Raw genomic sequence first — 13061 nt, forward strand, 5'->3', positions numbered from 1 at the left:
CCCACCGGGCGACGTGTTCCGCTCGGCTCCGTACGCTCCTGCCGGCTCCGTACGCTCCTGTTCCGCCATCGTCGTGCCCCCGCACGGTGACGGACAGCGGCCGAGGGGGCCGTTCCTCAGGTCCGTACGTCCCTGCCCACCTCGCCCCGACGACGCCCGGCACCGCTCCGCTGACGGTACGGTGAGACCCGGCGCCATCGGTTGACCACACCATGTCCACGTGAAGCGGGTGGAGGAAGCGATGACCGGGGACGCGATCGGCGACCGGGCCGGTGACGCCGAGCGGCATCTGCCCAAGCTGCGCCTCGACGAGCTGCTCGACGAACTCCAGACCCGCATCGACGCCGCCCGGGGAACCCGCGACCGCGTGCACAGCCTGCTGGAAGCGGTGCTGTCCGTGGGCCGGGAGCTGGACCTGCCGCAGGTGCTGCGGCGCATCGTGGAGGCCGCCGTGGTCCTCGTGGACGCTGAGTACGGCGCCCTCGGAGTGATCAGCGACGATCGCACGCTGTCCCAGTTCCTGACCGTGGGCATCGACGAGGAGGAGCGGGCCCGGATCGGTGACCTGCCCAGCGGCCACGGCATTCTCGGTGAGCTGATCCGGCACCCGGTGCCGCTGCGGATGCCGGAACTCTCGGAGCATCCGTCGTCGTACGGCTTTCCCGTAGGGCATCCGCCGATGCACTCGTTCCTCGGGGTGCCCATCCGGGTGCGCGACAAGGTGTTCGGCAATCTGTATCTGACCGAGAAGCGCGGCGCCGAGGAGTTCGACGCCGAGGACGAGTCCGTGCTGTCCACCCTCGCCGTGGCGGCCGGGGTGGCCATCGAGAACGCGCGCCTGTACGAGGAGACGCGGCTGCGCGAACGCTGGATGCGAGCCAGCGCCCAGGTCACGAGCACCCTGCTGTCGGGGGCGCCCAGCACCGAGGTCCTCGAACTGATCGTCGAGCAGGCTCGGGAGATCGTGTCGGCCGACGTCGGGATGATCGCGGAGTACGTCGCCAAGTCTGAGGAGATGCGGCCGGTGCTCGCGGTCGGGGCGGACGCGGAGCATCGCGCGGGTCTCGTGCTCTCGGCGCGCGAGGGGCTCATCGGGGCCGCGCTCGACACGGCGGAACCCGTGGTCAGCGCCGACATCGCCCGTGACCCTCTCGGGGGCGGCGACGGCTCACCGTGGGCCGGGCTGGGTCCGGTGGTCGCGGTGCCGCTCGGTGTGAGCGGCAAGGCCCGGGGCGTGCTGGTGCTGGGGCGTCTGGGCGGTCGTACGCCGTTCTCCGACGCCGACGCCGGGCCACTGCTGGGGTTCGCGGGGCAGGCGGCGCTGGCCCTGGAGCTGGCCGACCGGCGTCGCGACGCGGAGCAGATCGCCCTGCTCCAGGACCGTGACCGGATCGCGCGCGACCTGCACGACCTGGCCATTCAGCGGCTCTTCGCGGTCGGCATGACGCTGCAGAGCACGCAGCGCTTCGTGGAGCACTCCGAGGCCGTCGAGCGGTTGTCCCGAGCGGTCGACGATCTCGACGACACGATCAAGATCATCCGATCGACCATCTTCGGCCTGCGCACGCACGGCGGTGGGGCGGAGCGCGAGGGCCTGCGGGGCCGGGTGTCGCAGGTAGTGGGTGACTCGGCCGCCTCGTTCGGCTTCACCCCCGCCCTGCGGATCGAAGGACTCGTCGACACCGACGTCCCGGCTGACGTCGCCGACCACGTACTCGCCGTCCTCGGCGAGGCGTTGAGCAACGCGGCCCGGCACGCGCGGGCACGCTCTGTGGACGTGCACCTGCACTGCGCCGACCGAGAGTTGACGCTCACAGTGACCGACGACGGCTGTGGCATCCCCCAGGAGGTCGAGCACAGCGGTCTGCGGAACCTGGCGGAGCGCGCCCGTGCGCTCGGCGGGGCACTCGCGATCGGCGAGGGATTGGACGGAAGCGGTACGCGGCTGGTGTGGCGGGTGCCGACCGGTTCACGGGCGAGCTGAACCACCGCTCCTGGACAGCACCTGCGGGACGCTTCGGCGCGGCGTGGACGGCCCCGTCGGGCCGTAGCCCAGACGGATCACCATCTGCGCGTGGCCACTCCCGTGGCTGGGTGGTGGTGCGAGCCGCTCGCGCAGGTCCGGCCATTCCAGCGCCTGGTGCAGCAGCGACGCGCGCACACCATGCGTGGTCGCCACCAGGAGCACCCGCTCCAGGGCCTGGCCCGCACGCAGCCAGTCGGCCCGCCGGTCGTGCGCCGTGGACAGCAGGGCGATCGCCGGGTGCCGCTCGAAGGCCTGGGCGGGCAGCCCGCCGGGGTGCAGATGGGCGCCGAAGTCCCGCATCGGCATCTGCTCCTGGAAGTCCTGCGGCCCCAGTGTCCGTGCGGGCATGCCGAGGCCCGACCGGTCCGGCTCGCGCACCCAATGGCGGCTCTCCGTGGCCCTGTCCGCGCAGGCGTTGTTGCGTCGTTCGCCCTCCCTCGTCAGGCGCAGCAGTCGCCGCGTCTCGACGGCGGAGGGCAGCGTCAGCCACGCGCCCTCGGACCGGGCCGCTTCCGAGAGTTCGGCGAGGACACCGGCGGGCACCGGCGTCTCGGAGAAGGGGAACCGACTGCTGTGCCGGCGCCACAGGGCGTCGTACAGACGCGTGGGGTGCGGCCGCGCGCTGCCGCCGAGCCGGACCGCGGCCAGCAGCCCCGGCGTGTCCGGGCGAGGCAGTAACCGAGTCACCGGTTCCCAGCCGACGTGGGCCACCGCGACACGCAGGTTGAGGATCGCGCACCCGACCGAGACGTGCAGGGCCCGCCCGGTCGGGTCGGTGTGGCGCAGGCCGCGTTCCGCGGCGGCGTGGATCTCCAGCGTGACGGTGTCCGGGTCGAGCCGGAAGCGCCACGGCTGCGTGTTGTGGAGCGACGGGGCGGCGACGGCCGCGGACACCAGCTTCTCCAGGATGGACGCGTCGAGCGTCGTGGGACTCATGGCGATCTCCTCCCCGCCCGGCGCCGTGGCGACCAGGGCCGTTCCGCGACCGTTGGTCTGCGGAGTGTTCCTGCCGCCCAGCCTGAGGTGTCCGTGCGCCGCTCGGGAGGGGCCATGCGGTCTCCCGCCGCGGCCGGGCGGCCCTCGCACTGTCACCGAGCGGCGTCATCACCCCGCTCGGGAGACTGCGACTGCGTGGCGATGACCGCCGCCTGCACGCGGCGCTGCACCCCGAGCTTCGACAGCAGCCGGGAGATGTGGTTCTTGACGGTCTTCTCCGAGAGGTAGAGCCTCTTGCCGATCTCACGGTTGGTGAGGCCGTCGCCGATGAGGGCCAGGATGTCCCGCTCCCGCTCCGAAAGACCTGCCAGCTCGGACGGGACGGCAGGGGCCTCGGCGGGTCCCGCACGCAGGGAGCGCATCAGCCGCGCGGTCGTCATCGGGTCGAGCAGGGACTGGCCGGAGGCGACGGTGCGCACCGCCGACACCAGGTCGGACCCCTTGATCTGTTTGAGTACGTATCCTGCCGCTCCGGCCATGATCGCGTCGAGCAGGGCCTCCTCGTCGTCGAACGAGGTCAGCATCAGCACGGCCAGGTCCGGCATCTGACTGCGCAGCTCGCGGCAGACCGTGATGCCGTCCCCGTCGGCCAGGCGTACATCGAGCACCGCGACGTCCGGGCGCAGTGCGGGCCCACGCGTCAGCGCGTGTTCGGCGCTGTCGGCGTCGCCGATCACCTCGATGTCCGGTTCGGCGTTCAGCAGGTCGGCCAGGCCGCGTCGTACGACTTCGTGGTCGTCCAGCAGGAAGACGCGGATCGGGTGCTGCTCCGTGAAGGTGCGTGTGTCGGTCATGACGACCCTGTTCCCCTGTTCGCCGGCGGCTAGGACAGACTGCGGGCTGCTCGCGCGCGATGACCACGCTCTGGTACGCAGATCATCACTCGCCGGCATCAAGCGCACCAGTGCCGACCGGCTTCAGGTTGGCGGAAGCCACCTAGGTCCGGCCACAGCATCGGTCACAATGTGCTGCCACTGCCGTACGGTGCGTACAGGTCGAGGAGTCGGGTGCGCGCCGAGCGCAGTCGGTGGGCGAGGGTGCCGCCCACCCAGTGGGCGATCGCCAGGCCGAACGCGGGATCGTCCTGGCACATGACCCGCACGGCCACGGCGTCGAACTCGTAGGCGCGCACCGGCGACGCCGTCTCCGCGCCGAGGTGCCACACGGACGGCCCGAACAGCCAGGACCAGCCCACCAGTTCGTCGTGGCCGAGGGTTTCGATGACGGCCGCCCTGCGTCCGGGCACCTTCATGTCGAGGTCGATCGAACCGGTGCGCACGACCCAGAAGTGATCGGCGCGCCCGCCCTCCGAGAAGAGCCGCGTCCCTTGCGGGAACGAGACCTCGCGGGCGACACCCATCAGCCGCTCCCGATGTTCGTGGGGCAGCGACCGCAGAGCACTGGATGCGGACGAAGCGTTCATGGCGTCCTCCAAGGCGGGCAGGTGGACCTCCTTCCAGCATGATCCGGGACTCCGTACGCGGCCATGGGCCACTCGGCCCTCACACCAGCCACCCGGCTCCCACGAAGGACATCGGGCACTCCCGGGCTTGCGGTGGGGCGGTACAGGGCGGCCGCCAACGGGCCGGACGACCTCTGCCAGGGCCGTGCGGGCCCTTCCCTCCTCGGCGTACCGGCGCGACGGTCGATCCTGAGGGCCGTGTCGTCAGCGGACGCGGCCACGGATGCGGGAGGTGCGCGGTATGGGTCGGTTCGTCACTGCGGGTGTCGACGGTTCCGCGGAGAGTCTCGCGGCAGCTCAGTGGGCGGCGCGGGAGGCCTTGCGCCGGGGTGTCCCGCTGCGCCTCGTGCACGCCTGGAGGTGGCATCCGCATCCGGCCTCCTCCGTCCCGGCCGGCAGCACCGAGCGCGCGGCCGCCGAACAGGTCCTCAGCGAAGCCGTGGGCAGCGTCCGCGCCGCGCATTCAGGGCTGCGGATCGATGAGCGGCTGGTGCCCGGCGCCCCGGTCACCGCTCTGGTCTCGGCCGCCGAGACGTCGCAGCTGCTGGTTCTCGGATCGCGAGGACTCGGCCGTCTCGCCGGATTCGTCGTCGGTGACGTGTCGCAGCGGGTCGTCGCCCACTCCCCGTGCCCGGTGGTGCTCGTCCGCGCGGGCGAGACCTCCGCCGATGAGCATCTGCCCGCCCTGCACGGCATCTCCCCTGACGAGGTGTCCGAAACTCCCTACCGCGACGTCGTGCTCGGTCTCGACACCGAGCACCCCTGTGACGAGCTCATCGAGTTCGCCTTCGGCACCGCTCGGGGGTACGGCGCGCCCCTTCACGTCCTCCATGCCTTCCGACCCGCGCCACCGCGTGCCTCCGACGGAACCCCGTTCCCGGGGCCGGAGTTGCTCGCGGACCGGGAGCGCGCTGTGGTCGCCGCGCTGCGGCCGTGGTGCGCGAAGTTCCCCGAGGTGCCCGTGGTCGAGTCCGTCTCGGAGGAGCGGGCCACCGGTGCGCTGGTCCACGCGGCGCGGGCAGCCTCCCTCGTCGTCGTGGGGCGCAAGGCGTCCAGCAGTCACCTCGGCGCGGTCACCCATGCTCTGCTGCACCACGCCGTCTGCCCGGTGGCCGTGGTACCGCACCAGTGACCCCGGCTGGCCCAGCCTTCGGACGCGGTTCGCGTACCGGGTGACCAGCGGCCACGGCTGCCGCGCCCTGCCGCCGCGTCACGGCCTCACCCGTCCGGCCCGAGATCCGTTCGTATGGCGTCCCGCAGTGCCATGACCGGTCGGAAGGCTCCACGGCGGCGGCCGAGGCCGTGATGGCCATCTGGTAGCGCAGCCGCCCTGCCATTACCCGCCGTAGAGCTGACGCCGCGCGTCCTCCCGCCGTGCGTCCTGGTCACGTTTCCAATGGATCCGGTCCGCGATCAGTGTCGAGCCGACACCGATGGTCGCGCCGGGTCCCGTTCCCATGAGTGTCCGCAGTCCACGGTTCCACCCTGGAGCGGCGGTGCACGGTGGTCCCCCCGTTCGCCGACGGCACTCGCAGTGCCGTACGGACGCGGCCGCACCGGGACCGGCCGGACCTCTCAGAAGGACCTACCGGCCCCGGTGTCCCGGACGTTCGGCACACGGCGCGGCCGAGTCCGCGTGACCAGAGTGGAGGGTGCCCGGCGAAGACACCGACGTAAGGAGAACAGCCATGAGCACCCACGACCACCCGCACCGGAGCACGGGGCTCCCGCTGCCCTCGTTCAAGCGCCGCGCCGCGGCCCACGCGGCGTCCCCGGCCGCGCACACGCACACGCACACCACGCGGGCCTACGCCTTCGCCTCCCTGCGTCTGTTCATGGGGGCGGTCTTCCTGTGGGCCTTCCTCGACAAGACCTTCGGGTTCGGCTACGCCACCGTCTCCGGGAAGGGCTGGATCGACGGCGGGTCGCCCACCAAGGGGTTCCTCAGCGGTGTGGCGGCCGGTCCGATGGAGTCCACCTTCCACTCCTGGGCCGGTGACGCCTGGGCGGACTGGCTGTTCATGGCCGGGCTGCTCGGCATCGGCCTCGCCCTCGTCTCCGGTGTCGCGCTGCGTCTCGCGGCCGCCGCCGGGACGGCGATGATGATCCTGATGTGGATGGCCGAGTGGCCGCCCGCCAAGCACCTCGCCGACGGCTCGCTGAGCATGTCCACCAACCCCGTCGTGGACTACCACGTCGTCTACGCCGTCGCCCTGATCGCACTCGCCCTCGCCTCCGCCGGTGACGCGCTCGGCGCCGGTGGCCGCTGGGCGAAGCTGCCGTTCGTACGGGACCGCAGCTGGCTGCGGTGAGCCCGTCGAGCACCGGGGCGGGCGGCCGGTGCGCGGCAGGGTCTGTCGGTCCCGGGCGGGGACCTGCGGCCCCTGCCCCACGGGCGCGGCGCGCGCGACGCTGACAGGAGAACACCGCACCAGGAGCCGGACCAGGAGGTGGACGACATGCCCCGAGCCGTCATCGTGGGCCTCGACGGCTCACCCGAGAGCCAGGCTGCCGCGGAGTGGGCCGCCAGGGAAGCGAAGCTGCGGGACCTGCCGCTCACCCTCGTCAGCGTCCTGGAACCCGTGCCGGAGCCCATCGCGCAGGCGCCGCTCATGGGGCCGGAGACGAGCCACCACTGGATCGACCGCATCCCTCGCGAGTACGCCGAGGGGCTGCGCCTGCGCCACCCCGGCGTCAAGGTCGGCGTGCGACGGCTCTCCGGCAGGCCCGGCGACCTGCTGCCGCGGCGGGCACGGGACGACGAGGCGCTGCTCGTCCTCGGCTCACGCGGCCTGAGCGGGATCACCGGGTTCCTGTTGGGGTCCGTCGCGCTGGCGTCCGTCGCCCACGCCGGACAGCCTGTGGTGCTGGTGCGCGCGAGCGAGCAGGCCGTGGACGAGCATCTGATGGACCCCGCGGGCATCCCGTCCGCGGCCACCCCGTACCGGCCCGTCGTCCTCGGTCTGAACACCGCGAAGCAGCACGACGCGGTCATCGCGTACGCCTTCGAGTCGGCTGCCTGCCGCTCCGCCTCCCTGCGCGTCGTGCAGGCGCATCCGGACCGGCGGCCACCGGCCGATCTGGCCGGGATGCTGCGCCCGTGGGCCCGCGCGTTCCCCCAAGTGGCTATCGTCGACGAGGCCCGTTCCGGCGGTGCGGCCGAGCATCTGGCCGCCGCCTCCCAGGACGCCTCCCTCCTGGTGGTCGGCCGCCGGATCCGCCGCACACCGATCGGCCGCCTCGGCCCCGTGGCCCACAGCGTGCTTCGCCTCGCGGCGTCCCCCGTCGCGGTCGTCCCGCACCACTGAGTGTCCTTCAGGAAAGGTGAGGTGAATGGAACTCCCCATAGTCGTGGGCGTCGACGGCTCCGAGCACAGCCTGCGGGCCGTGGACTGGGCCGCCGACGAGGCCGCCCTGCGCGGGGTGCCGCTGCGCCTGGTGTACGCCGCGTCCCGGGAGGGCGACACGGACACCCCGCTCGCGGGCGCGCCGGGCAGGCCGTCGGTCAAGGAACTGGCCGACTTCGTCGTCGACACCGCCGCCCGTCGCGCGCACCGGCGCGACGAGAAACTCACGATCTCCTTGCAGGTCAGGGGCGAGGATCCGGTCCCGGCGCTGCTGAGTGAGGGGCGCGACGCCGTCGCACTGGTGGTGGCCTCGCGCGGGCGCAGCCGCCTGGCCGAGTTGCTGCTCGGCTCGGTCAGCCTCGGCGTCGCCGCGCGTGCCGACTGCCCGGTGATCGTGCTGCGCGGCAGCCACGACAACCAGGCCATGCCGGGGAAGCAACAGCGCGTCGTGGTCGGCGTCGGAGACAAGCCGCACTCCGCGGCAGCCGTCCGGTTCGCTTTCGATGAGGCCGAGCGACGGAGGGCCGTCCTGGAGGCCGTGCATGTCTGGCGCCGTCCTCTGTACGAAACACCTGTCCCTGCCCACCAACCCGGGGAGCCGGCCACCTCCCACGAGCAGCGTGCGGCGGACGCGCTCGCCATGGCCTTACGGGACCCGGTGGCGGCGTACCCCTCCGTCGCCGTGCTGGAGCACGTCGTCGAGGGCGCCGCGCATCTGGTGCTCCTGGACGCCTCGTCCCGTGCCGACCTGCTCCTCGTCGGCGCCCAGCGGCGGCACGGACCGTACGGGCTCCAGCTCGGCCGCGTCGCGCACATGCTCCTGCACCACTCGGCCTGTCCGATCGCCGTCGTGCCGCAAGCAGCGTGATCGGAGTGCGCGGTTCAGAGCGTCGCCGCGTGGTCCGGAACGTAGGTCTGCAGGTCACGCGGCGGGCGCTGGTATCCGGTCGGCGCAGGTCGCGGCGGCAGTTCGAGCACCGGTGGTGCCACTTCGTGGTAGGGCACGGAGCCCAGCAGATGGGCGATCGTGTTCAGCCGGGCCCGGCGCTTGTCGTCGCTCTCGACGACGAACCACGGTGCTTCCGCGATGTCCGTGTGCACCATCATCTCGTCCTTCGCCCGGGAGTACGCCTCCCAGCGCGTGATGGACTCCAGGTCCATCGGCGACAGCTTCCAGCGCCGCGTCGGGTCGTTCAGGCGCCGCTGAAAGCGCTCCTGCTGCACCGCGTCGCTCACCGAGAACCAGTACTTGCGCAGCAGGATGCCGTCCTCCACCAGCATGCGCTCGAAGATCGGGCACTGGCGCAGGAACAGCTGGTGCTCCTCCTTGGTGCAGAAGCCCATGACGTGCTCCACCCCAGCGCGGTTGTACCAGCTGCGGTCGAACAGCACGATCTCCCCGGCCGCCGGCAAGTGCTCGACGTAGCGCTGGAAGTACCACTGGGTGCGCTCGCGCTCGGTGGGCTTGGGCAGGGCGACGATGCGCGCGACCCGCGGGTTGAGGTGCTCGGCGATCCGCTTGATGGTGCCGCCCTTGCCCGCGGCGTCCCGTCCCTCGAACACCACGACCAGCCGGGCACGCTCGGCGCGCACCCACTCCTGGACCTTCACCAGTTCCGTCTGCAGGCGCAGCAACTCCCGCTCGTACACCCCACGCGGCAGCGACGACGCCTTGCCCGTCATGCCGTTCCCTCCGTCCGACGACTTACGGAGTCCTCATGCCTTCGGCCGAACACCAGAACAGCACCGTACTGACCGACGACGAACTGCGCACCCTGGACGCCCACTGGCGGGCCGCCAACTACCTCGCCGCAGGTCAGATCTATCTCCTGGCCAACCCGCTCCTGACCGAGCCGCTGACGGCCGAACAGGTCAAACCTCGCCTCCTGGGCCACTGGGGCACCTCACCCGGGCTCAACCTCGTGCACACCCACCTCAACCGGATCGTGCGCGAACGCGGCCTGGACGCGCTCTGCGTCTGGGGCCCCGGCCACGGCGGCCCCGCCGTGCTCGCCAACTCCTGGCTGGAGGGCAGCTACAGCGAGACGTACCCGGACGTCACGCGCGACGCCACCGGCATGGCGCGGCTCTTTAGGCAGTTCTCCTTCCCCGGCGGCGTGCCCAGCCACGTCGCCCCCGAGACCCCGGGCTCCATCCACGAGGGCGGCGAACTCGGCTACTCCCTCGCCCACGCCTACGGCGCCGCCTTCGACAACCCGGACCTCCTTGTGGCCTGTGTCATCGGCGACGGCGAGGCCGAGACCGGGCCCCTGGCTGCTTCCTGGCACTCGAACAAGTTCCTCGACCCGGTGCACGACGGCGCGGTCCTGCCCGTCCTCCACCTCAACGGCTACAAGATCGCCAACCCGACCGTCCTGTCCCGCCTCCCCGAGGCCGAGCTCGACGCGCTGCTGCGCGGATACGGTCATGAGCCGATCCATGTGACCGGCGACGACCCGCACACCGTGCACCGCGCCATGGCCGCCTCCATGGACCAGGCCGTGGAGCGCATCGCGGGCATCCAGCGCGCGGCGCGCGAGGAAGGCGAGGCCGAGCGGGCGCCCTGGCCCATGATCGTGCTGCGCACTCCCAAGGGCTGGACCGGTCCGGCCGAGGTCGACGGCGAGCCGGTCGAGGGCACCTGGCGCTCCCACCAGGTGCCGCTGGCGGGCGTCCGCGACAACCCGGACCATCTGCGACAACTGGAAGCCTGGCTGCGCTCCTACCGCCCCGAGGAGCTCTTCGACGCCGAGGGCAGGCCCGTTCCCGAGGTGCTCGCCTGCGTCCCCGAAGGCGCCCGCCGCCTCGGCTCCACCCCGCACGCCAACGGCGGCCTGCTCGTGCGCGAGCTGCCGATACCGGACCTCGATCGCTTCGCCGTACCCGTCGACAAACCGGGATCCAGCCTGCACGAGCCCACCCGGATCCTCGGCGACCTGCTGGAACAGGTCATGCAGGACACCTCGGGGCGCCGGGACTTCCGTCTCGTCGGCCCCGACGAGACCGCCTCCAACCGGCTAGGAGCCGTGTTCAACGCCAGCGGCAAGGCGTGGCAGGCCACCACCCTCGCGGTGGACGAGCACCTGGACCGCCACGGCCGGGTCATGGAGATCCTCTCCGAACACCTCTGCCAGGGCTGGCTGGAGGGCTACCTCCTCACCGGCCGCCATGGCCTGTTCTCCTGCTACGAGGCGTTCGTGCACATCGTCGACTCCATGGTCAACCAGCACATCAAGTGGCTCAAGACGTCCCGCAAGCTGACGTGGCGCGCTCCCATCCCCTCCTTGAACTACCTGCTCACCTCGCACGTCTGGCGCCAGGACCACAACGGCTTCTCGCACCAGGACCCCGGCTTCGTCGACCACGTCCTCAACAAGAGCCCCGAGGTCGTACGCGTCTACCTGCCGCCGGACGCCAACACGCTGCTCTCGGTGGCGGACCACGCGCTGCGCAGCCGCGACTACGTCAACGTCATCGTCGCGGGCAAGCAGCCCTGCTTCGACTGGCTGTCCATGGACCAGGCCCGCGCGCACTGCGCCCGCGGAGCGGGAATCTGGGAGTGGGCGGGCTCGGCCGGGGACGGCCGCGAACCCGACGTTGTCCTGGCCTGCGCCGGGGACATACCCACCCAGGAGATCCTGGCCGCCTCCGCGCTGCTGCGCCGCCATCTGCCCGAGCTTGCCGTCCGGGTGGTGAACGTCGTCGACATCGCCCGCCTGCTGCCCCGCGAGGAACACCCGCACGGCATGAGCGACTTCGAGTACGACGGCCTCTTCACCACCGACAAGCCGGTGATCTTCGCTTACCACGGCTACCCGTGGCTCATCCACCGCCTCGCCTACCGCCGTACCGGCCACCTCCACCTCCACGTACGCGGCTACAAGGAGATGGGCACCACGACCACGCCCTTCGACATGGTCGTCCGCAACGACATGGACCGCTACCGGCTCGTCATGGACGTCATCGACCGCGCCCCCGGCTGCGGCGTCCGCGCCGCCGAGCTGCGCCAGAAGATGGCGGACGCCCGCACCCGCCACCACGCCTGGATCCGCGAGCACGGCACCGACCTGCCGGAGGTCGCGGAGTGGACGTGGACCGGCTGAAGCCCCCATCCGCCCGAGCCGCGAAGGAGCACACCACCATGACCGTACGCGTCGGCATCAACGGCTTCGGCCGCATCGGCCGCACCTACCTGCGCGCGGCCCTCGACCGCGCCGCAGCGGGCACGCAGGGCATCGAGGTCGTCGCGATCAACGACGTCGCCCCGCCCGCCACCCTCGCGCACCTCCTTGAGTACGACTCGACGTTCGGTCACATCGGCCGCTCGGTCTCGTACGACGACACCTCGATCACCGTGGACGGCCACCGCGTGTCCGTGACCGCCGAACGCGATCCGGCCGCCCTGCGCTGGGCCGAGCACGACGTCGACATCGTCATCGAGTCCACCGGCCGCTTCCGGGACCGTGCCTCCGCCGAGCTGCACCTGAAGGCGGGCGCCCACACGGTGCTGCTGTCCGCGCCCGGCAAGGACGTGGACGCCACCATCGTGCTCGGCGTCAACGACGACGCCTACGACCGGCAACGGGACCGCATCGTCTCGGCGGCGTCCTGCACCACCAACTGTGTCGCGCCGATGGTCAAGGTGCTGCACGAGCGCTTCGGCGTCGAGCGCGGGGTGATGACCACCATCCACGGCTACACCAACGACCAGGCCCTGCTCGACGGCCCGCACAAGGACCTGCGCCGGGCCCGCTCGGCGGCCCTGAGCATCATCCCCACCAGCACCGGCGCGGCCCGCGCCGTGGGCCTCGTGGTCCCCGAACTCGCGGGCGCCCTGGACGGCATCGCGGTCCGCGTGCCGGTCGAGGACGGCTCCCTCACAGACCTCGCCGTGGTCCTGGCCCGCGAGACGACAGCCGAGGAGATCAACACGGCCTTCGCCGAAGCCGCCGACGGCCCGCTGCACGGCATCCTGCGCGTGTCGCAGGCCCCCATCGTCTCCCGCGACGTCATCGGAGACCCCTCCTCCTGCGTCTTCGACCCCGCCCTGACCCAGGTCAACGGCACTCTGGCCAAGGTCTTCGGCTGGTACGACAACGAGTGGGGCTACACCCACCGGCTCCTGGACCTCACAGCGCGGGCGGCCTGCGCCCGGCCTCACGGTTCTCCGGCCAGTGGCTGACGGTCTATCACGGCTAGGTCCACCACCGGCTGAAAGTGTGCGACACGG

Annotated in this window: 11 protein-coding genes; 7 read left to right on the forward strand and 4 right to left on the reverse strand. The window is 71.8% G+C overall.

Translation table 11 applies throughout. The features are described from left to right. Positions 1-241: 241 nt before the first annotated feature. Positions 242-1984, forward strand: coding sequence for a sensor histidine kinase (locus tag MQV74_RS06205; RefSeq protein WP_242728519.1), 1743 nt, complete (start codon positions 242-244; stop codon positions 1982-1984). Here MQV74_RS06205 and MQV74_RS06210 read toward each other — a convergent pair. The 3 genes from MQV74_RS06210 to MQV74_RS06220 form a co-directional block, all read right to left on the reverse strand. Further along, positions 1970-2962, reverse strand: coding sequence for an Acg family FMN-binding oxidoreductase (locus MQV74_RS06210; RefSeq protein ID WP_242715018.1), 993 nt, complete (start codon positions 2960-2962; stop codon positions 1970-1972). The two genes, MQV74_RS06205 and MQV74_RS06210, sit on opposite strands and share 15 nt — an antisense overlap. A 152-nt stretch (positions 2963-3114) precedes the next feature. Then, entirely contained in the window at positions 3115-3816 is a 702-nt protein-coding gene (locus MQV74_RS06215) for a response regulator (protein WP_242715019.1), read from the reverse strand. A 164-nt stretch (positions 3817-3980) separates the two neighbouring features. Further along, a complete protein-coding gene (locus MQV74_RS06220; protein WP_242715020.1) occupies positions 3981-4445 on the reverse strand; it encodes a cyclic nucleotide-binding domain-containing protein in 465 nt (154 codons plus the stop codon). Between the two features lie 280 nt (positions 4446-4725). On the opposite strand from MQV74_RS06220, the gene MQV74_RS06225 reads away from it, so the two are divergent. The 4 genes from MQV74_RS06225 (at position 4726) to MQV74_RS06240 (ending at position 8699) form a co-directional block, all read left to right on the forward strand. Continuing rightward, complete coding sequence (locus MQV74_RS06225; protein WP_242715021.1) at positions 4726-5616, forward strand: universal stress protein; 891 nt, start codon at positions 4726-4728, stop codon at positions 5614-5616. A 556-nt stretch (positions 5617-6172) separates the two neighbouring features. Further along, positions 6173-6796 (forward strand): hypothetical protein, encoded by a 624-nt coding sequence (locus MQV74_RS06230; protein ID WP_242715022.1) that lies wholly within the window; start codon positions 6173-6175, stop codon positions 6794-6796. Positions 6797-6943: 147 nt separating this feature from the next. Further along, complete coding sequence (locus MQV74_RS06235; protein ID WP_242715023.1) at positions 6944-7792, forward strand: universal stress protein; 849 nt, start codon at positions 6944-6946, stop codon at positions 7790-7792. Between the two features lie 25 nt (positions 7793-7817). After that, complete coding sequence (locus tag MQV74_RS06240) at positions 7818-8699, forward strand: universal stress protein (protein ID WP_242715024.1); 882 nt, start codon at positions 7818-7820, stop codon at positions 8697-8699. Positions 8700-8713: 14 nt separating this feature from the next. Here the strand turns inward: MQV74_RS06240 and ppk2 are convergent, their stop codons facing one another. Beyond that, positions 8714-9514, reverse strand: coding sequence for a polyphosphate kinase 2 (gene ppk2 / locus MQV74_RS06245; protein ID WP_242715025.1), 801 nt, complete (start codon positions 9512-9514; stop codon positions 8714-8716). 35 nt (positions 9515-9549) lie between these two features. Here ppk2 and MQV74_RS06250 point away from each other — a divergent pair, with 35 nt between their 5' ends. Beyond that, positions 9550-11934: a phosphoketolase family protein gene (locus MQV74_RS06250; RefSeq protein ID WP_242715026.1), complete on the forward strand. Its 2385-nt coding sequence runs from the start codon at positions 9550-9552 to the stop codon at positions 11932-11934. Positions 11935-11972: 38 nt separating this feature from the next. Then, positions 11973-13013: a type I glyceraldehyde-3-phosphate dehydrogenase gene (gap, locus tag MQV74_RS06255; protein WP_242715027.1), complete on the forward strand. Its 1041-nt coding sequence runs from the start codon at positions 11973-11975 to the stop codon at positions 13011-13013. Positions 13014-13061 lie beyond the last annotated feature (48 nt).

The sequence above is a fragment of the Streptomyces sp. AN091965 genome, from assembly GCF_022698285.1.
Lineage (GTDB): Bacteria > Actinomycetota > Actinomycetes > Streptomycetales > Streptomycetaceae > Streptomyces.